This window comes from Halalkalibacterium halodurans, from assembly GCF_005671335.1.
In the GTDB taxonomy this organism is placed as follows: Bacteria; Bacillota; Bacilli; order Bacillales; family Bacillaceae_D; genus Halalkalibacterium; species Halalkalibacterium halodurans.
Genome location: NZ_CP040441.1, coordinates 1659126 through 1681125, shown reverse-complemented (window position 1 = coordinate 1681125; position 22000 = coordinate 1659126). Strand labels below are relative to the sequence as shown.

General features: G+C 43.5%; 21 protein-coding genes, 1 riboswitch and 1 other annotated feature. Of the genes, 11 read left to right on the top strand and 10 right to left on the bottom strand.

Annotated elements, in window-relative coordinates; all coding sequences use genetic code 11:
- Nucleotides 1-47 precede the first annotated feature (47 nt).
- The 3 genes from FED51_RS08270 to FED51_RS08260 all read left to right on the top strand — a co-directional run bounded on the left by FED51_RS08270 (nt 48) and on the right by FED51_RS08260 (nt 3251).
- Complete coding sequence (locus tag FED51_RS08270; RefSeq protein WP_010897683.1) at nt 48-1061, top strand: permease; 1014 nt, start codon at nt 48-50, stop codon at nt 1059-1061.
- Between the two features lie 19 nt (nt 1062-1080).
- Nucleotides 1081-2046, top strand: a complete 966-nt coding sequence (locus tag FED51_RS08265; RefSeq protein ID WP_010897682.1) for a TIGR03943 family putative permease subunit — start codon at nt 1081-1083, stop codon at nt 2044-2046.
- 173 nt (nt 2047-2219) lie between these two features.
- Nucleotides 2220-3251: a LacI family DNA-binding transcriptional regulator gene (locus FED51_RS08260; RefSeq protein WP_175414312.1), complete on the top strand. Its 1032-nt coding sequence runs from the start codon at nt 2220-2222 to the stop codon at nt 3249-3251.
- A gap of 295 nt (nt 3252-3546) precedes the next feature.
- Here FED51_RS08260 and FED51_RS08255 read toward each other — a convergent pair whose 3' ends face one another.
- Nucleotides 3547-4068, bottom strand: a complete 522-nt coding sequence (locus FED51_RS08255) for a PTS sugar transporter subunit IIA (protein ID WP_053431431.1) — start codon at nt 4066-4068, stop codon at nt 3547-3549.
- A 620-nt stretch (nt 4069-4688) separates the two neighbouring features.
- Nucleotides 4689-4790: riboswitch (purine riboswitch) on the top strand.
- A gap of 103 nt (nt 4791-4893) precedes the next feature.
- On the opposite strand from FED51_RS08255, the gene FED51_RS08250 reads away from it, so the two are divergent.
- The 3 genes from FED51_RS08250 (at nt 4894) to FED51_RS08240 (ending at nt 7851) form a co-directional block, all read left to right on the top strand.
- Nucleotides 4894-5490, top strand: a complete 597-nt coding sequence (locus tag FED51_RS08250) for a xanthine phosphoribosyltransferase (RefSeq protein WP_053431432.1) — start codon at nt 4894-4896, stop codon at nt 5488-5490.
- 30 nt (nt 5491-5520) lie between these two features.
- A complete protein-coding gene (locus tag FED51_RS08245) occupies nt 5521-7047 on the top strand; it encodes a SulP family inorganic anion transporter (RefSeq protein WP_053431433.1) in 1527 nt (508 codons plus the stop codon).
- A gap of 282 nt (nt 7048-7329) precedes the next feature.
- Nucleotides 7330-7851 carry a Rok-like winged helix domain-containing protein gene (locus tag FED51_RS08240; protein ID WP_053431434.1) on the top strand — a complete coding sequence of 174 codons (522 nt, stop codon included), beginning with the start codon at nt 7330-7332 and terminating at the stop codon, nt 7849-7851.
- A 109-nt stretch (nt 7852-7960) separates the two neighbouring features.
- On the opposite strand, the gene FED51_RS08235 is transcribed toward FED51_RS08240, so the two are convergent.
- From FED51_RS08235 to asnB, 4 genes are all read right to left on the bottom strand, one after another.
- A complete protein-coding gene (locus FED51_RS08235; RefSeq protein WP_053431435.1) occupies nt 7961-8824 on the bottom strand; it encodes an SDR family oxidoreductase in 864 nt (287 codons plus the stop codon).
- A gap of 59 nt (nt 8825-8883) precedes the next feature.
- Nucleotides 8884-9621, bottom strand: coding sequence for an SDR family NAD(P)-dependent oxidoreductase (locus FED51_RS08230; protein ID WP_053431436.1), 738 nt, complete (start codon nt 9619-9621; stop codon nt 8884-8886).
- Nucleotides 9622-9717: 96 nt separating this feature from the next.
- On the bottom strand, nt 9718-11220 hold the full coding sequence (locus FED51_RS08225) for a methyl-accepting chemotaxis protein (protein WP_053431437.1): 1503 nt from the start codon (nt 11218-11220) through the stop codon (nt 9718-9720).
- A 187-nt stretch (nt 11221-11407) separates the two neighbouring features.
- Nucleotides 11408-13255 carry an asparagine synthase (glutamine-hydrolyzing) gene (gene asnB, locus FED51_RS08220; protein ID WP_053431438.1) on the bottom strand — a complete coding sequence of 616 codons (1848 nt, stop codon included), beginning with the start codon at nt 13253-13255 and terminating at the stop codon, nt 11408-11410.
- A 185-nt stretch (nt 13256-13440) separates the two neighbouring features.
- Between asnB and FED51_RS21740 the strand changes: the two genes are divergently transcribed.
- Nucleotides 13441-13701, top strand: a complete 261-nt coding sequence (locus tag FED51_RS21740; RefSeq protein ID WP_010897672.1) for a YqzH family protein — start codon at nt 13441-13443, stop codon at nt 13699-13701.
- On the opposite strand, the gene FED51_RS08210 is transcribed toward FED51_RS21740, so the two are convergent.
- A complete protein-coding gene (locus FED51_RS08210; RefSeq protein ID WP_053431439.1) occupies nt 13634-14413 on the bottom strand; it encodes an SDR family NAD(P)-dependent oxidoreductase in 780 nt (259 codons plus the stop codon). The genes FED51_RS21740 and FED51_RS08210 overlap by 68 nt on opposite strands.
- Before the next feature lie 223 nt (nt 14414-14636).
- Nucleotides 14637-14843, top strand: a binding site (T-box leader).
- Nucleotides 14844-14890: 47 nt separating this feature from the next.
- Here FED51_RS08210 and proB point away from each other — a divergent pair.
- From proB to proC, 3 genes are read left to right on the top strand one after another with little or no spacing between them, the layout of a single operon-like run.
- A complete protein-coding gene (gene proB / locus FED51_RS08205; RefSeq protein WP_053431440.1) occupies nt 14891-16015 on the top strand; it encodes a glutamate 5-kinase in 1125 nt (374 codons plus the stop codon).
- Nucleotides 16012-17262 (top strand): glutamate-5-semialdehyde dehydrogenase, encoded by a 1251-nt coding sequence (locus FED51_RS08200; RefSeq protein WP_053431441.1) that lies wholly within the window; start codon nt 16012-16014, stop codon nt 17260-17262. Before proB ends, FED51_RS08200 begins: the two co-directional genes overlap by 4 nt.
- Nucleotides 17263-17273: 11 nt before the next feature.
- A complete protein-coding gene (gene proC / locus FED51_RS08195; RefSeq protein WP_010897668.1) occupies nt 17274-18113 on the top strand; it encodes a pyrroline-5-carboxylate reductase in 840 nt (279 codons plus the stop codon).
- Between the two features lie 46 nt (nt 18114-18159).
- On the opposite strand, the gene FED51_RS08190 is transcribed toward proC, so the two are convergent.
- Complete coding sequence (locus FED51_RS08190; protein WP_010897667.1) at nt 18160-18384, bottom strand: WYL domain-containing protein; 225 nt, start codon at nt 18382-18384, stop codon at nt 18160-18162.
- Nucleotides 18385-18880: 496 nt separating this feature from the next.
- Here FED51_RS08190 and FED51_RS08185 point away from each other — a divergent pair, with 496 nt between their 5' ends.
- Nucleotides 18881-19699 (top strand): ion transporter, encoded by an 819-nt coding sequence (locus tag FED51_RS08185; protein WP_053432001.1) that lies wholly within the window; start codon nt 18881-18883, stop codon nt 19697-19699.
- Between the two features lie 42 nt (nt 19700-19741).
- Here FED51_RS08185 and FED51_RS08180 read toward each other — a convergent pair whose 3' ends face one another.
- The 3 genes from FED51_RS08180 to FED51_RS08170 form a co-directional block, all read right to left on the bottom strand.
- Nucleotides 19742-21112 (bottom strand): aspartate kinase, encoded by a 1371-nt coding sequence (locus tag FED51_RS08180; RefSeq protein WP_053431442.1) that lies wholly within the window; start codon nt 21110-21112, stop codon nt 19742-19744.
- Nucleotides 21113-21376: 264 nt separating this feature from the next.
- Nucleotides 21377-21757, bottom strand: coding sequence for a hypothetical protein (locus FED51_RS08175; protein WP_053431443.1), 381 nt, complete (start codon nt 21755-21757; stop codon nt 21377-21379).
- Complete coding sequence (locus FED51_RS08170; RefSeq protein ID WP_053431444.1) at nt 21724-21987, bottom strand: hypothetical protein; 264 nt, start codon at nt 21985-21987, stop codon at nt 21724-21726. Before FED51_RS08170 ends, FED51_RS08175 begins: the two co-directional genes overlap by 34 nt.
- Between the last annotated feature and the right edge of the window lie 13 nt (nt 21988-22000).

Below are 22000 nucleotides of genomic sequence, written 5' to 3'. Positions count from 1 at the left end.
TAGAATGATAAAGCGAATATTTTCATAAGGTAGGAGCATACAAACATATGAAAAGGTTGTCTAATCTCGGAAAAGATTTGTTTGGTTTCGCTTTGCTTGCCATCTTCCTCTTCCTCTTTTTTCAAATTGATACGTTTAAACAAGGGGAAGGCGTCGTTCCCGATCCATGGATGAATGTGAACACGATTTTCCTTGGCATCGTGATTGAAGCGGTCCCGTTCATTTTACTCGGCGTGTTCGTATCAGCTCTCATTCAAATTTACGTAAAGGAAGATACGATTCAACGCTACTTACCTAAAAACGCCTATGCGGCTCTTTTGCCTGCCGCTGTACTCGGTGCGATCTTTCCTATATGTGAATGCGCTATTGTTCCGATCGTTAGGCGATTAATCAAAAAGGGTATGCCACTCCACGTCGGTGTTGTCTTCCTTGTTGCCGCCCCGATTTTAAACCCGATCGTGGCAGCCTCTACTTACTTTGCCTTTCGCACCGATTTAACTGTCCTTTATGCGCGGATGGGGCTTGCGTTTATCCTATCCATTGTGATCGGTGGTTTACTATATGTCATGTTTAAAAATAGCGACCAATTAAAGTGGACCAAGGAAGAGCTTGTCGGTCGTGTTCCTGTACAATCTGATATGGAGCTGAAGCCGAAAATGAATCGGTTGAAACAAACGCTTTATCATGCGTCAGATGAATTTTTCCTTATGGGAAAATATTTAATTGCAGGTGCGTTTATTGCGGCATTGTTTCAAACCTTCCTTGATCGAAACATCCTTGTGACCATCGGTTCAAATGAATGGTCATCCACCGGTGTGATGATGGCGTTCGCTTTTATCTTGTCTCTATGTTCAGAAGCCGATGCGTTTGTTGCCGCATCCTTTGGAAGTACGTTTACGACTGGATCATTGATCGCCTTCCTAGTGTACGGACCGATGCTGGACTTGAAAAACACGATCATGCTGTTCGCTTTTTTCAAATCCAAATTTGTACTAGCGTTTATGATCACCGTTACAGTTGTTGTTTTCCTCGCCGTTATGGTGCTACAGTTTACTCTATAAGATGTTTGGAGGGAGTTTTATGGACAACGAACAAACGACACAAGATCTCGGATTCCATGCGTACCTACGTGGGATCATCCTAATCGGATTTTCCCTTTTATTGATCGCCTTTATTTTGACTGGTGCGATCCGCTATTACATAGCACCTTCAATGATGCCATTTGTCTATTTCGCGACGGTTGTCTTTCTCCTCCTTGGTGTCATCCAAATCATACGCAGTACGGCCAAAGGCCAAGAGGAAGAGCTTCTATGTGATTGCGGGACCGACCATTCCATGAGCGGCTCTCCCATGACAAAAGTGTTAATATACGCCATTTTCGTTGTTCCGATTATTTCTGGCTTTGTCGTTCCTGATAAAGTGCTTGATAGCTCGGTTGCTGCTAACCGAGGCGTCCAATTTAGCACAGGTATGAATCAATCAATCGCACCAGGTGATTCCACAGGATCTTTAGAGGGCGAATCAGGCACGTCACGTGCAGAGTTGTTTTTAGAAGACCCTGATGAATATTACAGACAATTAGAGGAACAAAATTCTAACACCGCTCCTGAAGATTTTTATACAGAAGAAGGCTTTAATTCTTATTATCGGGAAATGGCTGACGAAATGTTAGCCGAGGATCGATTAGTCGTAACAGACGAAAATTATTTAGATGTGATGACGATGCTGGAGCATCATCTGCCTGAATTTGCAGGGAAAGAAATCGAGTTAATCGGTTTTGTTTTTCGCGATAAAAGCTTTCCGAACAACCAATTGGCGGTTGCCCGATTCGGCATGACGTGCTGCGTAGCAGATGCTACAGTCTACGCAACAATGATTGAAGCTGACGATTTAGACGAATTGACAAATGATATGTGGGTCCGCGTGGAAGGAACGTTATCACAGACAGAATTTGACGATGCTCAAATCCCGCTCATTCATGTTGATCAGTTAGAAGTTATTGACGAACCTGACTCCCCTTATGTTTTTCCTTCCTTTCGCTTTTAATGAAACAAGAGTATGAAAAAGAAGATGATCTTTGTCCTACAGGCAGATCATCTTCTTTTTCATATGGTCAAGATGGGGCAAACGTTTCATGTCCCACTCCTATTCTTGACGACCGATTGTCTTCACTCTATAATCGAATCACAGAAAACGTTTTCGTTTAAGGAATGAGACATTTGAACAGACCAACCATTAAAGACGTTGCCCGCGAAGCGAACGTATCCATTGCTACCGTATCTCGCATCCTCAATAAAGGTGTAGGCTATTCAGAAAAAACAAAGCAGCACGTACTTGAAACGATTGAAAAAATGGGCTATCACCCAAACGCTGTTGCCCGGGGTCTTATCAATAAAAAGACCGATTCAATTGGCGTCTTGTTCCCTAATGTATCAGGACTTATTAGTGCGCAAATTTTGCAAGGAATTGAAGAGGTAGCTCAATCCCATGGGATAAGCGTGATCGTTTGTAATACAGATTCGGACCACAAAAAAACAATGGACTATTTAACCTTTTTGCAAGAGAAACAAGTGGACGGTCTTCTTTTTATAAGTCAACTCCTTACGAAGGACTATAGAGAGTTTATAAAAAAAATGGGTGTACCGATCATTACGATTTCCGCCTTTTCCGAAACAAACGACGTCCCGTATGTAAAGGTAGATGATGAAGCTGCTTCCTATGATGCAGTTCGTTATTTAATAGAGAAAGGGCACACAGACATTGGCATGATTAGCGGGCCCCCGACAGACCCATTGGCCGGTCATCCCCGTATTCAAGGCTACAAACGAGCCTTACGAGAAGCGGATCTTCCTTTAATTGAAACAAAAGTGACTTGGCACAAAGGGTTTTATTTTGAAGATGGACAAGTTGCATTTCAAAAACTGTTAAAAAGCCATCCATCCATAACAGCTCTTTTTGCTGCAAGTGATGAATTAGCTATTAGTGCGGTATCAAGTGCCTATCACCTAGGAATCCGTGTCCCACATCAACTATCGGTCATTGGTTATGACGATACGAAGCTTGCGAAAATGTCGATTCCTCCATTAACGACCGTTTCCCAACCTTTCGAAGAAATGGGAGCACAGGCAACTAAAAAGTTGATTGACTCGATTCAATCAAGAGAACCGAACACATCGCTCACCATGCCCCATCGCATTGCTGAAAGGGAGTCTGTAAAAAACAGAATGGCTGCCCCCAACGGTCATGTCTAGTAAACCGTCTTTTCGGGCAGCCGCTCGCTTAAATACTTTCCTGCTTGATGGTCTCAATCATGTTTTGGTCTTTTAGTTTCGATAAGGAATACAGCATAGCTGAACCGACGATGACAAAGACAGCGGCCACTACATAGATGATGCTATGCCATGGGTTATGGATTCCAATAAGGTGCTTGTAAATAAGAAAACTTGCTGTCCATCTCCTAAAGGTAGCATTGTGGACGGAAAAAACATTCTCGCTTGCAACAAAACAAAAAGAGCACCTCCCTTTTAAAGGACGTGCTCCCGAATCTTATCCTTGAACTTTTATTGAAACAAGCGACGTTTCTCCTGCTTTCGTTTCAGTTGCCGCTTGTTTTTCGAAAACGGCAAGCTGATCGATATTAGTCACGACCACTGGGGTAACTGTACTCTCAGCTTTTTCCTTCACTAATTCAAGATCAAAGTCAACGAGGGCGTCTCCTACGTTCACTTTATCTCCTTCCTTCACATGAGCGGTAAAGCCTTCTCCTTTCATATTTACGGTTTCAAGTCCAATATGAATTAACAATTCTGCTCCACCTGGCGTTTTAATCCCGACCGCATGCTTCGTTGGAAAGACTTGTACGATTTCTCCAGCCACTGGTGCAACCACGTGACCGTCACGAGGATCAATCGCAAATCCATCCCCCATCATCTTTTGCGCAAACGTTGGATCAGGTACATCCTCAATGTCTACAAGCGTGCCATTTAACGGAGCATAAATCAATTCCTCCTGCGGTGACGCAGCCTCATTCTTCGCTTTTTTGTCCAATCCAAATAGTTTTTTAAACACTGTCTCACCTCATATCATCATTCGTCTTTTATTCGTTTCTCGTAACATGAAAAGACCTAAAACCACGTTCTAGGCTCTTGTCTAGGCAAGCTATAACCATAACGTCATCTTATAAAAAGCACGCGATGATTGTCAACAATACATATGGATGTTTCACGAAACAACCACAATTTCCCCACACACAACTTCGAGATTTGAATAGGGACTGTTCATTTTGCATTTTTTGGATGTTTTTGTTGTTTTTTGAATTACACACCCTTATAATAGGTCTTAAGGAGGTGGTTATAAAGTCTCATCATTCATTCTTTATCCCTCTCCCTACTTCAACCAAGATAGCGCGTTGTTTACACTCGTTCTCCCCTTTACCCTTCTCCCTCTTACTATAAACGGATCCAACAAAACCTTTTCCTCTTGTTTAAGAACGACGTGTTTCAATCTACGCAAACCATTCAAATGATTCCTAAGCAAAGCGCTCTATTTAAATGGGGCGCTTTTGCTATGGTTTCAAACGTTATTTCTAGGCAAAACACGAATAAATTTTCTGAATTTAATTCATTCATTCGTTTTTTCCTGCAAAGGGGTTTTCATTGACGACAGAATCCTATATAATGCCATCATACATTTACATTAAAAAAAGCACTCGTATAATCGCGGGAATAGGGCCCGCAAGTTTCTACCAGGCTGCCGTAAACAGCCTGACTACGAGTGATACTTTGACATAGACTAGTCATGCCATTTTGGACCGAACGTCAAGGTTTCACTCGCTTATTGAGTGTGCCAGAACGTTCGGTTTTTTGTGTTATGTAAAAAAGGAGGAATACAACGATGGAATCTTTGAAACAAGCGATACGAGAACGTGGGAATGTTTTGTCAGACACTGTATTGAAAGTTGATTCGTTTTTAAACCATCAAGTTGATCCTAAGCTTATCAACGAAATTGGGCAAGCTTTTGCAGAACGGTTTAAGAATGAAGGAATAACAAAGGTGCTGACGATTGAATCGTCAGGAATCGCCCCGAGTTTGGTAGTCGCCACACATTTAGGGGTTCCGTTCATTTTTGCTCGAAAGAAAAAATCATTGACGATGACGGACAACGTTTACAGAAGTCAAGTATATTCGTTCACCAAACAAGAAACAAATGAGATTACGGTGTCCAAGGATTTGTTACATGCTGATGATCGTGTCTTGATTATCGATGACTTTTTAGCAAACGGTCAAGCGGCCTTTGGATTGTGCGAAATTGTGGAGCAAGCAGGTGCTCAAGTCGTAGGCTTCGGCATCGTGATTGAGAAGTCGTTTCAAGATGGTCGAAAAAAACTCACTGACAAGGGGTATCGTGTCGAATCATTAGCTCGAATTCAATCGTTTAAAAATGGAACTGTTCAATTTGTCGATGAATTTGTAACACAGCTATCAAAATAACGAAAATCATACCGGAAAAGAGGGAACTTCATGTCAACCAAAACTGTGCACTATCCTTGGTTTAAAAAAGAAGACATTGATGCTTTTTTTGCCCTGTTTCAAAACAATTTAGCCAACTTTGTCATCATTGCGGTGACAATGATAGGGCTAGGCTTTCCCGCAAGCTTAGTGTTCGGTAAAGTGATCCCTGGGGTGGCCGTCGCTGTCATTGTCGGTAACCTTTATTACGCCTATATGGCAAACCGATTGGCTCAAAAGGAAAGTAGAAGTGACGTGACTGCTCTTTCCTATGGGATTAGCACACCTGTTATGTTCGTCTTCTTATTTGGAATTTTAGCTCCTGCACTAGCGCTAACTGGCGATCCTGAGCTCGCTTGGAAGATTGGATTAGCAGCAGCCTTTTTAAGCGGATTTATCGAGTTGCTTGTTAGTTTCACTGGAAATTGGGTACGAAAGCATCTCCCTCGTCCAGCTATGCTTGGTGCACTGGCGGGCGTAGCTGTTACCTTTATTGCAGGAGAAATGCTCTTTCAAGTTTTTTCAATCCCTGTTCTTGGTCTTGTCGCACTTGCGATTATATTGCTTGGTGTCGTAGGGAAAGTGACGTTACCTTTTAACATCCCTCCGTCGTTATGCGCTGTCATTATTGGTACAGTTCTTGCATTTGTTCTCGGCTATCAATCAGCAAACACACTCCAAGACAGTTTAGCCAACATTGGACTTTACCCAATCCTTCCGTCACTCGGTGCTTTTGAAGGCTTCGGTTACTTGTTCGGCCCTTTAGTTGGACTGTTAGCTATACTGCTGCCTATTACGATCTATAATGCGATTGAAACGATGAATAACGTAGATGCGATGGCGGCAGCGGGAGACTCTTATGATGTTCGGGAATGTCAAGCCGTAGACGGCGTTGGTACGATGATCGGAGCTGTTTTTGGCGGACTGTTTCCAACGACGGTTTATATCGCAACTGTCGGCTCCAAATGGATGGGTGCAGGGCGTGGATATAGCATTTTAAACGCACTCGTATTTGCCATAACTGCTGTAACGGGAGTCATCGCTGCATTATCGGAATTGATTCCACTTGCGGCTGTCGCACCAATTCTTGTTTTCGTCGGCATGTCAATGGTCGTCACCGCTTTCGATTCCAATGATCGAAAATATTATCCTGCTGTAGCACTAGCAATGCTTCCATATGTAGCGAATTATGTGATGACTCGATTTAATAACAACGCAGGAGAAGTGGTTCAAGGGATTTCTGAAGGCATTGTGCCTCTCGGTCAAGGGGCGATGTTCACTGCGATCATCCTCGGAGCCATTGCTGTATGTATTATTGATAAACAATTTATAAAGGCAGCCGTCTTTTCTCTGATAGGTGCCGGGCTTTCATTTGCTGGGTTTATGCATGCTCCAGAGCTATCATTTAACGCGGCTCCTGATTATTCACTCGGGTATCTATGTATCGCCATTCTCTTTTCTTACTGTGCTTTCCGTAAAACAAGCAAAGAAGCCGTAGCAAGCCCTTCTACTCTTAGCTCAAAACGGGTGGCGTCTTAAAAATAAGACGAGCCTCTTCATAAACAATAGCTGAGACACTTTCCTTTTCGAACTTCTAGAACACCCCCTTTAGATCAGCAGGGTCCTCCACAGGTCCCTGCTTTCTACTTTCTTTCCATCATTTTCCCATCAAGATTCTTTCGGCCTATTTATCCGTTTAATTTTTCACGATTCTCAGGAAAATCGTGACTTATTTATAGTAGTAAGTATACCCAATCTGTCTTAAATATAGTATATTAATAATATATGATCTGAAAGCTACTAAAGGTGTGGTGTGATGTTATGTTTACCGAACGAGAGGCGATTAAACAACGTTTAAAGGAGATACAAGAAGAAAAAGACCGTCTATCGAAAGAAACCTTATTTTTACTTAATCGAATTAGGGAACTAGATAATGTTGAACGGCAGATCGAGTTGCCTACCGACGTTAATCCATTAGATGAAGATAACAAAGAGCAAATTTGGAAAGACATTCAACAAATGATTGAATCATCTCCTCCAATCCAATCAATCTTAAATGATATGCCTCCCAAAGAAAAAAACACAGGGACCAATCTGGCGACAACTTCTTTCCAAGAAGAACGAAGCATTGAAGAAGTCCACCAACAGATAAAAAGCTTTTTAATGGAGCGACGGGAGCCTGTTACTCGCAAAGAAATGAAGGAAATGCTTAAAGGAAATGGTTTATTGAAATGGGCGAGCGTTGATTACGTCATGAAAAAAGTCATGTCGGTTGATCGTAACATTCGCAAAGTTGGCCGTGGGCTGTTTGAATATGCCCCCCCTTCCTCAGACGAGGTTTAACACTTATCGCCAAGCCCTTTAGCGAAACCTGTTGTTTTTCTTATGCTTTAGTCGTTTACAAAAAAACTTCTTTAACGAGCAAAAGCTTGGGGCTTAACACCCCAAGCTTTTATCCATTGACGATAACTCCACCATTTACATGAAGAACCTGACCGCTGACATATGATGAGTCATCTGATGCCAAATAAACGTAGGCAGCGGCTAATTCTTCAGGCTGCCCCGCACGCTTCATCGGTGTATCACTGCCAAACTGTGCCACTTTTTGTGCGTCAAAGCTTGCTGGAATGAGCGGGGTCCAAATTGGTCCTGGCGCGACACCATTAACTCTAATCCCTTGTCCAACGATCGATTCTGACAAGGAACGAGTAAAGGCAACGATCGCTCCTTTGGTGGACGCATAATCAATTAAGTCCTTACTTCCTTGATAGGCTGTGATGGACGTTGTATTAATGATGGAAGCCCCTTGCTGCAAGTGAGGAAGGGCCGCTTTCGTTGTGTAAAAAAAGGAAAATACATTCGTGCGGAACGTTTGTTCTAACTGAGTGGAATCGATCGCTTCAAGCCCTGCTTGTGGATGCTGTTCTGCTGCGTTATTGACGACAATGTCCAAACGTCCAAATTGGTTAACAGTCTCTTGAACGATTTGTTGACAGATAGCCTCTTCACACACATCCCCTGGAAGCAAGTGGCACACTCCGCCAATCTGTTCCACATACTGCTTTGTTTCATTCGCGTCCCCGTGTTCATCTAAGTAAGAAATAGCGACTTTTGCACCTTCCTTGGCAAAGGCAACTGCAACTGCCCGGCCAATCCCACTATCCCCTCCTGTAATGAGAGCTACCTTTCCTGACAATTTTCCGCTCCCTCGGTAATCTGCCCGATCAAAAACTGGACGAGGGTTCATCTCTTGCTCAATGCCCGGTTGTTTCATCTGATGTTGCGGTGGTTGACTTGATGGGTATTGTTTGGTCATGAAACATCTCTCCTTCATGAACTACTTTCCCCACCTTTTCTCAAATTAACCATCCGATCTTATGGTTCATAAATCATTTTCTTCGTCATTCCTCCATCAATGATTAGATTTTCACCGTTGATAAATTGTTGTTCGTTACTCGCCAAAAATAAGCACGCAGAGGCAATATCTGCTGGGGTTCCAACCCGATTAGAAAAATGCTGCTTATGATCAATTGGACGAAGCTCCTCCCTTTTTCCCGTATGGATCCAACCGGGACTAATGGAGTTTACACGTATATTATAAGGCTGAAGAGAGGCGGCCAAAGCGTGGGTTAAAGCAATGACTCCTCCTTTCGCTGCAGCGTACATCTCGGAATCAGGCTCAGACATGAACGCGCGAGTGGAGGCAATATTAATAATCGCTCCACCTCCACCTTTTTTCATGAGCCGTGCTGCCTGTTGAGAACAGAAAAATACACTCCTTACGTTCGTGTGAATCACTTCATCCCATGCTTCCTCTGTGACGTCAAAGAGCTTTTTCCAGATGGAAATCCCAGCATTGTTTATGAGGACATCAAGACTACCTTCCTCGCCTCTGATTTGAGCGAACAAATGGTTAATCTCACTAATGTTTTTTACGTCGCAATGTATAAATCGCGCCTCTCCATTTTGCTTGATTCGTTCAGCCGCCTCATGCCCTTTATTATCATTGACATCTGCAAGAATGACCCGATCTCCAGCCGCTGCAAACGCTGCCGCGATCTCAGTACCAATCCCTTGTGCCGCTCCTGTTACTAAAACGATCCGCTTTGTCATACCTTTCCCCCCCACCTGAAAAAATTCAAAACCGGCTTGTCTCTTTTTACTATACAGCGGAAAGCTAAGCTGGCGAAAGGTTAACTTTTTGTAAAATCATTTTTCATCAGGAGATATGTTTTCCGTTTGCGAAAGAGAGGCAACTAATCGCCCGTTCAATTGATTGAGCTCCTCAAGCTGCTTCGTCACATTTTGAATCGCTTGATTTTGCTGCTCCACACTAGCAAATACTTCTTCCACCATCGCTTGAGATTGCTGTGTCACCGATTGAACAGAGACGATCTCCTCCGTCAAGCTCATTTGAGACTTACTCAATAAAGATAGACGATCATCAAGAAGCTCGCAATCCGAAGCAATGGACGACATCATTTGCTCGGAAATCGTTAGGCTTTCAAGCATTCCTGTCGCCCGTTCGACCCCTTTGTCCGTTACGGTTTTACTGTTCATCATTTTTTCCGAGATCGCTCCCGTCATTTTTTGAATATCGCCTAGGATAGCATTCACTTGTTGAGTCGCTGCTTGGGAATCTTGCGCTAGTTTGCGTACTTCTTCGGCAACAACGGAAAAACCCTTTCCTTGCTCTCCCGCACGTGCTGCTTCAATCGCTGCATTCAATGCGAGTAAATTCGTTTGTTCAGCAATTTGATTAACGGTCTCGACAATCGACGTAATTTGCTGAGATTTTTTGCTCAAGCCTAGAATCGTCGTTAACGTTTCGTCGACGGTCGCTTGAAGCTCTGTGACCTCTTTAGACCATCCAAGCATGTTTGTATAACTTTCTTCACTTTTTTCTTTTCCCTGCTTCGCCAGCTTTTTCGTTGATTCAGATACTTCGGCCATTTGGCTAACCGCTTGGTCTTGCTTCAGCATCGTCTCCTTCATTTCCGTGATGCTGCCCGATTGCTGTTCCACTCCCTGCGATACTTCGTTAAAGGCACCGACAAGCTCTTGGGATACATCTTTCGTTTTCTCCATTTCACTCAATACTTTTTCTGAGAATGTTTCGATGACATGAGATGTCTCTGCGACACGATCAAGAAGTTGCTCAGTTCTCTTTTTTTCCTCCACAACAAGGGCATGATCGGCTTCCACTTTCGCTCTCATTTGCTCCCCAATCTTCGCCTGTGCCATTAAAATGACCGTCAATAAAAGAACGTATAAATTTAACGAAAATAGCACTTGTTCATCTAAACCGACAAACATAGAATCACGTAACGTAAAGAAAAAATAATTTGTTAATAAAAGTCCGATAACACCAGATAAAGCAATGACACGAAACTGGTGATAAAGAGCGACGATCGCTAAACTAATAAAAACGAGTAAGTAATTTGATAGTTTTGGAGAAGTCATTCCAATCACAAATGTTAAAATACCATAACAAACGGTGACCATATACGGAATAAACAGAGGAACTTTTCCGCTAAAGGTTAAGAATGTGATGGCCAGTCCAAGTACCACCCCTGTAATGACATATGCAATTATTCCTTCTTGAGGCACTCGGCTGACAAAATTGCTCACTAACCCTAACGCGAACATAAACCATATTAATTTTACGAGTAAACGATTGCGCTCCATGACAACCTCTACATGCTGATCCAATATTATCCCCCCACTAAATGAATAACTATTCATTTTTGTATGAGCAAATTATACCACACAATCTTAGTCAAACCAATCTATTAATAAAACTAAAGTATGTATTCGTCTGTTCCTCCTAATACAACTAAAGAACTACCAAAACGCAGCAAAAGCCCCTCGTTTTTCAACAAACGAGGGGGCACAATCGTTAACCAATTAATTTGATATTGTAATGCTTAAGCCAATGCTCCATTTGGATGAAGTGGGCAAGGAGCTGCGGGCCTGTCATAAGCTGCCCAAAATAAGGTGTCGTTAATGCCTTGCCACCAGTTTCGGCTAACTCTTTTAACTTTTTCCGGTTCACTACATCAAAGAGGGGGCTATCGCTTTGACCGAGAATTCGTTCCATCTCTTGCTGGACCATTTTCGTGTATTTTGGATGGTGCGTTTTCGGATAAGGACTTTTTTTCCGGTATAACACTTCATCTGGGAGGATGCCTTCCAACGCTTTTCGTAAAATGCCCTTCTCTCTCCCTCCAAATTGTTTAATTTCCCACGGAATGTTCCAAGCGTATTCTACAATTCGATGGTCAGAAAATGGAACTCGCACTTCTAAGCTCGCTCCCATGCTCATTCGATCCTTCCGATCAAGAAGCGTTGTCATAAACCAGACCATGTTCAAATACGAAATTTCCCTGCGTCGCGCTTCTTCCGGTGTGTCCTCTTCGAAGCGAGGCGTTTCGGCAATCGTTTCTTTATAACGATCATGAACGTATTTGGGCAAATTTAACTTTTGGCGCCATCGTTCATGAAGAAGCTCCTGACGTTCATCCGCTGATCTCATCCAAGGAAACCCATTAAAATTCATGACCTCTGGCTTATGGAACCAAGGATACCCACCAAAAATTTCGTCAGCACATTCACCCGATAAGCCAACGGTAACATCTTTTTTGATTTGCTTACAAAACCAATACAATGAAGAGTCTACATCGGCCATTCCAGGTAAGTCACGAAGCTCTACCGCTCGCTTTAATTGATTAGCCAACTCCTCGATCGAGATGACAGCATTGTGGTGGTTCGTTCGAAAAGTAGTTGAAACTTTTTCAACCCAAGGTCCATCGGCATTCGGTTGAAAGTCATTCGCTTTAAAATACTTATCATTTTCGTCATAATCAATCGAGTACGTCCGAATCGGGCCCTTCCCTTCTCGCTCGTAAATCAGCGCCGCAATTGCCGTTAAAGCACTCGAATCGACTCCACCCGAAAGAAACATTCCAACTGGAACATCTGCAAATAGCTGACGTTCGACAGTATCTTCTAATAAGTCGCGAAGATGGGCGGCCGTTTCCATCGCATCTTCAGAATGAGCCATTGATTTTAATCTCCAATAACGGCTCACTTTTGCCCCATTGCGATCGTATGTCAAAAGATGAGCTGGTCGCAACTCTTGAATATCATCAAAAACGCCATTACCCGGTGAACGTGATGGCCCAAGCCCGAGCACTTCCGATAGCCCTTCTTCGGTAAGAACCGGCTCGATTTCAGGATGAGCAAGCAGCGCTTTTATCTCAGTTGCAAAAAGTAAAAATCCATGGCGAACAGTATAAAATAGCGGCTTTACCCCTAATCGGTCGCGGGCCATAAACAAGCTCTGATCTTTATCATTCCAAATCGCAAACGCAAAAATGCCATTGAACTTCTCCACACATTGGTAACCCCATTCGATATAAGACACGAGTAATACTTCCGTATCCGAATGGCCTTGAAACTGGTAACCTTTTACTATAAGCTCTTTCCGTAAATCTTCTGTATTGTATAATTCGCCGTTATACACGATCGTATAGCGTTTGCCATTCCTCTCCCTCATCATCGGCTGACAACCGCCTTCCGGATCAACGACAATGAGCCGCGAGTGACCTAAGGCAGCATGCTTCTCTGTCCAAACGTTCAAATCATCGGGCCCTCGATGTGTTTGCGTTTCCGCCATCTGTTTGATCGTTTCCGTCTCATTTTGCAAGTTGCGTCGCCAATCTACCCAGCCTGTAATTCCACACATCTGTCTAATCAGCCCCTTTGGGTCGTTTCAATCACATCATGATCGTAAAGTTTTCACACCGTATTTTATTCAGCGATCCACCCAAATGTGTTGATCATTTTTTCTTAAATGTAATAAAGACCTAACGAGGGTACGTTTTGCTATAATGAATAGACCAATGGCTTAAATGGGAAGTGGAGACGATTATGGAACAAATTTTTATCGATAAAAAGATTAAACGTGTGTTGGAAACCTTTTCACCATCTGAAACGATGCCTTTGAGTGCAAACGAACAAAAGATCCTCACCGATTATGTATGCCAGCAATACAAAGAACAATCGGATGAAGATCTCCATACTATTATTTATGATTGTTGCTATTCCATCTTTACAGGAACCCTTACTTTTGACGAAATTGCTTCCCTGCTAAAAGCTCCAATAGACGGGGCGCAACCTGATAAGCAGTAGCCCCAATGTTCATCCACCAAGGTAGGTTTAATTCGCGCTTTGGCTTTTTCGTTAATTGCACAATTTTTTCTGATACATCTTCTGGATCGAGCATGATTCGCTGAACTTTAGAAGTATATCCGCCTTCCTTGTCTGCTTGATCAAAAAATGGCGTTTGGATCGGTCCTGGATTCACAGCTGAGACATGAATCCCTGTCCCTTTCAACTCCATTCTCAGGCTGTTTGTAAATCCTAAAACGGCATGCTTTGTTGCAGAGTAAATAGCTGATTTGGCTGTAGCAATCTTTCCAGCTTGGGACGCAATGTTAATAATATGACCGCTTCCTTGTTCACGCATCGTCGGTAAGACAGCGGCTGTTGCTCGCATCAAGCCGAATACATTGACACGAAACATCCGTTCATTCTCATCCATCTGACTATCACAGAAAGGTTCAAACACACCGTAACCGGCGTTATTTATTAGTACATCAACCACACCAACGGCGCTGATGGCTTCTGCAAACGAGCGATCTATCGACTGTGGATCAGCCAAATCTACGGGATAAATATGGGCTTCGCCTCCGTTTTCGACAACAATTCGCTGGACATTTTCTAAACGTTCTTGAGAACGGGCAAACAAACATAACACCGTCTCTTCCCACGAAAAGTCAATGGCAAGCTGTCGTCCTAGTCCACTGGAAGCACCCGTAATAAAGATTGTTTTCTTTCTCATGCTTCTCTCCTCCATATGGCAGTCCCTATATCATAACGAAAATTGAACGTCTTGTGAATCTTATAAAACGTTTTCAGAACAAATTGAAAATCATTTCGTTCTTTTGGCTGATCATTTCTCCATTTGTTGACGAAAGTTCATGGGGACGACCTATTTTATTTGAATTATCTGATAGCCCCTTGACTACAGGATTCCCCCGTTTTATAATAAGCACAATTAAAAATTGCAGGCAATGAGAGGGATTAGTAAGCATCCATTCATGCAGTCAGAGAGCGGGACCCACAGGCTGAAAGGACCGTTGCCTCTGAATGTGCTGAACCTACCCTTGAGCTACCAGTGAAAAGCTGGACGTGTCTCGCGTTATGAGAGTAGAGTGGGCAATTATGCCAACAAAAGGTGGTACCGCGGATATCCAACCTCCGTCCTTTTTTAGGGACGGAGGTTTTTTGTGATCGAATGAAAACTGGGGGAAGTGGCATGAAAAGACAACGGATCGTAATCAAAATTGGAAGTAGTTCGCTTACGACGAAACAAGGAGCGCTTGATTTAGAGAAACTAGAAGGCTATGTTCGTGCCATCGTTAACCTGCGTAAAGCTGGGCATGAAGTGATCCTCATTTCTTCTGGGGCAGTAGCGGCGGGCTTTTCTCGGCTCGGATACCCTGTTCGACCAACGACCATGGCCGGTAAACAGGCGGCAGCGGCCGTCGGGCAGGCGTTGCTTATGCAGCATTATATGGAACGTTTTCATCAACACGGAATTATTGCTGCCCAGCTTCTCTTGACCCGAAAAGATTTTCAAAATCAAACGCAGTATACAAACGCCTATTCCGCCTTAATGGAGCTATTAAAGCGTAGGGCTCTGCCAATCATTAATGAAAATGACTCCACTTCGATTGCCGAGCTCACGTTTGGTGACAATGATATGCTTTCTGCCCTTGTGAGCGGATTGATCCATGCCCACACCCTTTGCATTTTGACAGATGTCAATGGGCTATATGACGCTAACCCTAAAACGCATCCGAATGCAAAACGCTATCAATACCTCCCGACGATTCCTGATGAAATGTTGCAAATGGGTGGAGAAGCAGGATCGAACGTTGGGACTGGGGGGATGAAGTCAAAGGTAGCAGCAGCACAAACGGCGCTATCGCTTGGAGTAGACGTGTTTATCGGAAAAGCGAGCGGAGAACATGCATTACTTGACATCCTCTCAGGCAAGGGAGATGGCACGTATGTAGGTAATACGGGCGATTTAATGGAAGGAAAGACAAAGCAATGGATTCGTCTTCACTCCCCCGTAAGTGGCGTAGTTCGGATCGATCAAGGGGCTGAACGGGCGATAATGAATGAAGGAAAGAGTTTACTTCCAGCGGGTGTTACCTCCGTGCACGGGACGTTTCAAGCGGGAGATGTGGTCCACATATGGAATGAACAAAACAAAGTCATTGCGAAAGGCCAAGTCACGCTTTCTTCTGAGCAGCTACGAAAAGTTCAAGGAAGAAAAAGTGATGAAGCCAAACAGTTGATCCCACTCGTGCGGGATGAGGTGGTCCATCGTGACCAATTAGTCATACAAGAAAAGGAGTTGAATGAATCATGAGTGAATTGATTGAGAAAGCAAAACAGGCCCAACAAGCGAGTAAACAATTGGCTATATTGACAACTGAAGAAAAAAACCGTGCGCTAAAACAAATTGCAGATCAGCTTTTGGTAGAACGCACATACTTAATCGAAGAAAATCAAAAAGATATCGAAGCTGGTCAACGTGCGGGAATCAGTCAAACGTTACTCGACCGTTTATTACTAACGGATGAACGGGTTCAAGCAATGGCGGAAGGTGTAGAGCAAGTGATCGCGTTAGATGATCCAATCGGGGAACAAATCGATGAGTTTACTCGTCCAAATGGCTTGAACATTCGGCAGGTACGTGTCCCACTCGGGGTCATTGGGATGATTTACGAAGCCCGTCCTAATGTCACAGTGGATGCCTCCGTTCTTTGCTTAAAATCAGGGAACGCTGTCCTTCTGCGCGGTAGTTCTTCTGCACTCCATTCCAACAAAGCACTCGTCTCTGTCATTCATCGCGGACTGGAAGCTGCAAATGTGATTCCAAAGGACGCCGTTCAACTTTTAGAAGACACGTCCCGGGAAACAGCGAAAGAGATGTTTAAGCTAAATGACTATTTGGATGTTCTCATTCCACGTGGTGGGGCAAATTTAATTCAGTCAGTTGTAAAAGAAGCCTCGGTCCCTGTATTAGAAACAGGTGTTGGAAACTGTCATGTGTATATCGACGAATCTGCTGACCCAGAAATGGCAGTTGCGATTGCAGTCAACGCGAAAACACAGCGCCCTTCTGTCTGCAATGCAGCAGAAACAATTTTAGTACACAGCGCATGGGCAAAGGAACATGTAAGCAAATTAATAGAAGAGTTGCGTATAAAAGAAGTACAAATTGCAGGAGATGAACAAATAAAAGCCGTCGCGCCATTCGTAAAACCGGCAGATGAGTCCGATTGGGGAACTGAATATTTAGACTTGCAGGTGGCAATGAAAATCGTCAACTCTGTGGATGAAGCCATCGCTCACATTGATCGCTACGGTTCAAAGCATTCGGAAGCCATCGTAAGTGAAACGGATGCCAACGTACGTAAGTTTTTAACCAATGTCGATGCTACAACAGTCTATCATAACGCCTCCACCCGTTTTACCGATGGCTTTGAATTTGGGTTTGGAGCAGAAATCGGCATCAGTACACAAAAGCTACATGCTCGTGGGCCAATGGGTTTACGCGCCCTGACATCAAGCAAATATGTGGTGCATGGTACAGGACAAATCAAAAAGTAGGTGAATGAACGATGCTACAAGATCATAAGATCACCTTTTTAGGGGCTGGTTCTATGGCCGAGTCCATCATTGCCGGGCTTTTGTCTAAAAAGCTCCTTCTCCCTTCCCAAGTGATCGCCACAAACCTATGTGATGAAGCAAAGCTAACAAAACTCGAAGATCGTTATGGGATTTGCACCACGCAAAATCGCCAAGAAGCTGTACGCCAAGGAACGATCATATTTCTAGCGATGAAGCCAAAAAACATTGAAGAGGCGATTGAAGAAATTCGCGGCGAAATAACAGAGAAACAGCTGTTTATTTCCGTACTCGCGGGCACAACGACCTCCTACATCGAAACGTTGCTTGCACATGAGGTACCTGTTGTCCGAACGATGCCAAATACATCAGCAAAAGTCGGGGCATCCGCCACAGGATTGTGCGGTGGCCGGTATGCTAACGCCTCTCATGTAAAGCTAGCGACCCTTATATTTACGGCCATCGGTACAGTGACAGAAGTAACGGAGGATAAACTTGACGCTGTCACGGGACTTGCCGGTAGCGGTCCCGCCTACTTTTATTACATGGTAGAAGCAATGGAGCGAGCGGCGGTACAATCTGGGCTTACAGAAAGCGAAGCGAAAGCCTTCATCTCCCAGACGCTTATTGGGACTGGCAAACGACTTGAGCAAACATCGAAAACGGCAGAGGAATTATATAAGGAAGTGATGAGCCCAGGGGGGACCACAGAGGCAGGTCTTCGCGTTCTTGAACAGCAGCAAATGCAGCAAGCAATCGAAGAAGCTATCACTGCAGCCATAAATCGTTCACGTGAACTCGGTTCCACCCCTTCATTGGAAATTAAAAAGTAGATCTTCATTATAAATGAACCATCGACCAACAGGTGGTTCTTTTTGTTTACCAAGCAGGACGAGAAACGTTTGAATGATCCGGCTGAACCGATAAAAAATGATCCCGTTTGAACATGCGCGTTTGCTTACGCAAGAAACAATATGCCACCACATGGGTATCGTTAAATGACTTTACCAATAGCTTTCGCTGCGTAAATTCACCAGAGCAAGATTGATAAATCGCAGCGAGAATTAGTTGTTCTTGCACACTTCGTCTGAGTAACTTTTCCATGTCTTCTCACCTCGTTCTCTTTAACTCCAGTATACACGAACGTACATTCGATTTCAAGAACGTACGTTCGTTTTCCTTGAAGTCCATTCGAATCCATGTCTATCCCTCTATACGGCCTTCACTTTTTATTTGAATTGATCATGATTTGACACGGTCGATTTCTAGATCAAGTCCATCTGTGTAAGTTGAAAAACGATCAAGGGAAAGCATAACGACCCACCTGAATATAAGTTATTTGATCCCCAGCGGATTGGGCTAATTAAATGTGCCCGAGTCTAGCTATGTTCACTTGTTCGCCCTCGCCAAATTCTAACTATTTTAATGAAATCTGTAGCTCAGCTCCCCTTTAGTCATGCGTACCCCTCACCTTTGCTAGAGTATGGAACGTTAAGAATAAATGTTTATTGAAACAGAGGAGATCCGAACCTTTTCTGTTTTCTTAAATTCTAGTAAAATAGAACGAGTGCAAGTAGATTAAAGGAGTGGATCATTGAAAATGGAAGCTAGACAGAAACAGAACAGTTTCACTAGTAAAATGCAAAAAATCGTGAATCATCGGGCGTTTACGTTTACGGTGATCGCGTTAATTCTTTTTAATGCCCTTATCGTTGGAATCGAAACCTATCCACGTATTTATGCTGATCATAAATGGTTATTCTATCGAATAGATCTTGTTCTTCTCTGGATCTTCACGATTGAAATTGCGATGCGCTTTTTAGCTTCGAATCCGAAATCAGCTTTTTTTCGAAGTTCATGGAATTGGTTTGATTTCTTAATTGTAGCCGCAGGTCATATATTTGCAGGTGCTCAATTTGTGACGGTTCTCCGTATTTTACGGGTTCTCAGGGTACTACGGGCCATCTCAGTTGTTCCATCGTTGCGCAGGTTAGTTGATGCGTTGGTGATGACGATCCCGGCGTTAGGAAACATCTTAATCTTGATGAGCATTTTCTTCTATATTTTTGCCGTTATCGGGACGATGTTATTTCAGCATGTGTCGCCTGAATATTTCGGTAATTTACAGCTTAGTTTGTTAACATTGTTCCAAGTGGTCACGCTAGAGTCATGGGCGAGCGGCGTCATGCGACCAATTTTTGCCGAAGTTCCGTGGTCTTGGCTTTATTTTGTCAGCTTTGTCTTAATCGGTACGTTTATCATCTTTAACTTGTTTATCGGTGTAATCGTCAATAACGTTGAAAAAGCAGAGTTAACGGACGATGAGGAAGATGGTGAAGCCGATGGGTTAAAACAAGAAATCTCAGCCTTAAGAAAAGACGTAGCCGAGCTAAAAAGCTTGCTTAAACAATCGAAATGATGATACAAAAGAAGCTCTGTCTTTGATCGACAGAGCTTCCTTTTATTGAACCGTTTCCTCGGCACCACCGAAAAATTCTTCATACAATTCACGGACGGCCGCATCGGCGTCTTTCTCGTGTATGCCAAGCACTAAACTAACCTCAGACGATCCTTGGTTAATCATTTCAATGTTGACATGAGCTCTAGCAAGCGCAGCCGTGGCTCGTGCTGAAATGCCGACAGTGTTATGCATTCCTTCACCAACGATCATCACCATAGCAAAATCCTTTTCAACAAACACATCGTCGACACAAAGCTCCTCTTTTATTCGTGCTAATATCCGATGCTCGATTTCATCCGTCAGTTGCTCCTGCCGAAGAATGACCGAGGCATCATCAATTCCTGACGGGATATGCTCATATGAAAGGCCTTCATCTTCAATAATTTGCAACAGCCGACGCCCGAACCCTATTTCACGGTTCATTAAATATTTGCGAACATAAATAGTCGCAAACCCTTTATCTGCCGCAATCCCGATGACAGGATTTAAAAAGTACTCTCGCTCTGCTAGAATCATTGTTCCTAGTGAGCTAGGATTGTTCGTGTTTTTCACACAAACGGGAATCTTTTGCCGAAATGCTGGAATTAACGCTTCATCATGAAAGACGGAAAAGCCCGCATAGGAAAGCTCCCGCATTTCTCTATAAGTCATGCGCCGAATTTGCGCCGGACTTTCAACGACATTTGGGTTCGCAGCAAACACGGAATCCACGTCTGTAAAATTCTCATACAGTTCCGCTTTCACCCCAGCGGCCAAAATCGCTCCAGTAATGTCCGAGCCTCCTCGCGGAAATGTGACGAGAGCTCCGTCTGGAGAAAAACCAAAAAAACCTGGGAATACGATCATTTCGTCACGTTCACGAAGCTTTTTTAAATGGTCATACGCCTCAGGTAACACTTGGGCGTTTCCAGGTTCATCACTGACCAACAGGCCGGCCTCCTTTGGGCTTACATAGACTGCATTCATTCCTTTGGTTTGCAAATAGGCAGCAATTAACTTCGCGTTGTTGTCCTCCCCGCTTGCCTTGAGTTGATCCATAAATGCACCGGGGTTGCTTTGGTTAAAGGTTAGCCTTGTGTGTAAATCGTTCGCAATTTGATCAATGATCTCTTGGCCGAGCTCCAACCCTTTAGCAATTTCTTCATACCGTCGTAAAACCGCCTCTAGCTCCTCATTCGCATATCCCTTTTCTAAGTACGTTTCTCCTAAACGAATTAACAAATCCGTCACCTTTGTATCGCTTGAATGCCGCTTCCCAGGAGCTGAAACGACGACAATTTTACGCTCCACATCATCTGCTACAATCGTAGCCACCTTGCGAATTTGCTCTGCACTCGCAACGGATGTTCCACCAAACTTCGTTACTTTCATGCTACTCTCCATCTCCTATCGATTTCTCTTTTTCTGCCGTTCAAATGGAGTGACATTTGCAGTTCATCAACACCTTTTGAAGACGAATTTTTTTCAACATTTTAGAACATTCTAAAACTAACATAGCCCACTCGTCAATGCAAAATTGGCTAGCACCGCTTATTTCCATTGTTCGCGGATACTAGCCTCTCTCCATTACTGACGGTGGGCATTCAGCAAATTCGCCTCATATTGTACGAATGACTCGGTCATCCTCCTCATTTATTACTCGATCAGAACGTAATAAAGTAGTATACGATCGTATCTTCCTACTTCGTCTTCTAGCTTCACTTCCTCATCAATTGACAGGGTTGAAATCGTATCACTATCATTTTGAGCAATGTAGCCTAAATATTGTTTGTTTCCTTTTTCAAGCGGCACCTTTTCCTCGACGATATAGCCACTGAGCCATCTTCCATCAAGTGAAATGTTCGTGTTACCTCCATAACCTGTATAAGTCCCACCGACCTCGTCAAAAGCAACCACTTTCGAAGAGTAGTGTTCTTCCCCACTCTCATTTAACTGAAACAAAAGCTGGAGCGAGTCGATCACTTCCTCTTCTGTTCCATCGGTCAACAAGCCAATTGCTTCAGCGTCGCCAACCATTTCCCCGTTTTCATAGAATTCAACTCCAAACTCAACTTTTTTTCTACCGGTAAGTGATCAATTTCAAACAAAAGCGGACTCCCTATAGCCGACAGCAATCGTTCTTCTAAATTGGTTTTCGGCTCTAGTCGCTTGACTGTCATTTGATCGGAAGCCATACTAGTGCTACATCCAACACAAATGAGACACAAACTAATAAGCAATATGATTCCCCTAAGCTTTGTTTTCATGTTCATCTCCTCA

Bases quoted from the DNA above. Each gene is read 5' to 3' on its own strand.
- FED51_RS08270 (WP_010897683.1), top strand. From the start codon at position 48: ATGAAAAGGTTGTCTAATCTCGGAAAAGATTTGTTTGGTTTCGCTTTG.
- FED51_RS08265 (WP_010897682.1), top strand. From the start codon at position 1,081: ATGGACAACGAACAAACGACACAAGATCTCGGATTCCATGCGTACCTA.
- FED51_RS08250 (WP_053431432.1), top strand. From the start codon at position 4,894: ATGGAATCTTTGAAACAAGCGATACGAGAACGTGGGAATGTTTTGTCA.
- FED51_RS08245 (WP_053431433.1), top strand. From the start codon at position 5,521: ATGTCAACCAAAACTGTGCACTATCCTTGGTTTAAAAAAGAAGACATT.
- FED51_RS08240 (WP_053431434.1), top strand. From the start codon at position 7,330: ATGTTTACCGAACGAGAGGCGATTAAACAACGTTTAAAGGAGATACAA.
- FED51_RS08235 (WP_053431435.1), bottom strand. From the start codon at position 8,824: ATGACCAAACAATACCCATCAAGTCAACCACCGCAACATCAGATGAAA.
- FED51_RS08230 (WP_053431436.1), bottom strand. From the start codon at position 9,621: ATGACAAAGCGGATCGTTTTAGTAACAGGAGCGGCACAAGGGATTGGT.
- asnB (WP_053431438.1), bottom strand. From the start codon at position 13,255: ATGTGTGGAATTACAGGCTGGGTAGATTGGCGACGCAACTTGCAAAAT.
- FED51_RS21740 (WP_010897672.1), top strand. From the start codon at position 13,441: ATGGAACAAATTTTTATCGATAAAAAGATTAAACGTGTGTTGGAAACC.
- FED51_RS08210 (WP_053431439.1), bottom strand. From the start codon at position 14,413: ATGAGAAAGAAAACAATCTTTATTACGGGTGCTTCCAGTGGACTAGGA.
- proB (WP_053431440.1), top strand. From the start codon at position 14,891: ATGAAAAGACAACGGATCGTAATCAAAATTGGAAGTAGTTCGCTTACG.
- FED51_RS08200 (WP_053431441.1), top strand. From the start codon at position 16,012: ATGAGTGAATTGATTGAGAAAGCAAAACAGGCCCAACAAGCGAGTAAA.
- proC (WP_010897668.1), top strand. From the start codon at position 17,274: ATGCTACAAGATCATAAGATCACCTTTTTAGGGGCTGGTTCTATGGCC.
- FED51_RS08190 (WP_010897667.1), bottom strand. From the start codon at position 18,384: ATGGAAAAGTTACTCAGACGAAGTGTGCAAGAACAACTAATTCTCGCT.
- FED51_RS08185 (WP_053432001.1), top strand. From the start codon at position 18,881: ATGGAAGCTAGACAGAAACAGAACAGTTTCACTAGTAAAATGCAAAAA.
- FED51_RS08180 (WP_053431442.1), bottom strand. From the start codon at position 21,112: ATGAAAGTAACGAAGTTTGGTGGAACATCCGTTGCGAGTGCAGAGCAA.
- FED51_RS08175 (WP_053431443.1), bottom strand. From the start codon at position 21,757: ATGGTTGGCGACGCTGAAGCAATTGGCTTGTTGACCGATGGAACAGAA.
- FED51_RS08170 (WP_053431444.1), bottom strand. From the start codon at position 21,987: ATGAAAACAAAGCTTAGGGGAATCATATTGCTTATTAGTTTGTGTCTC.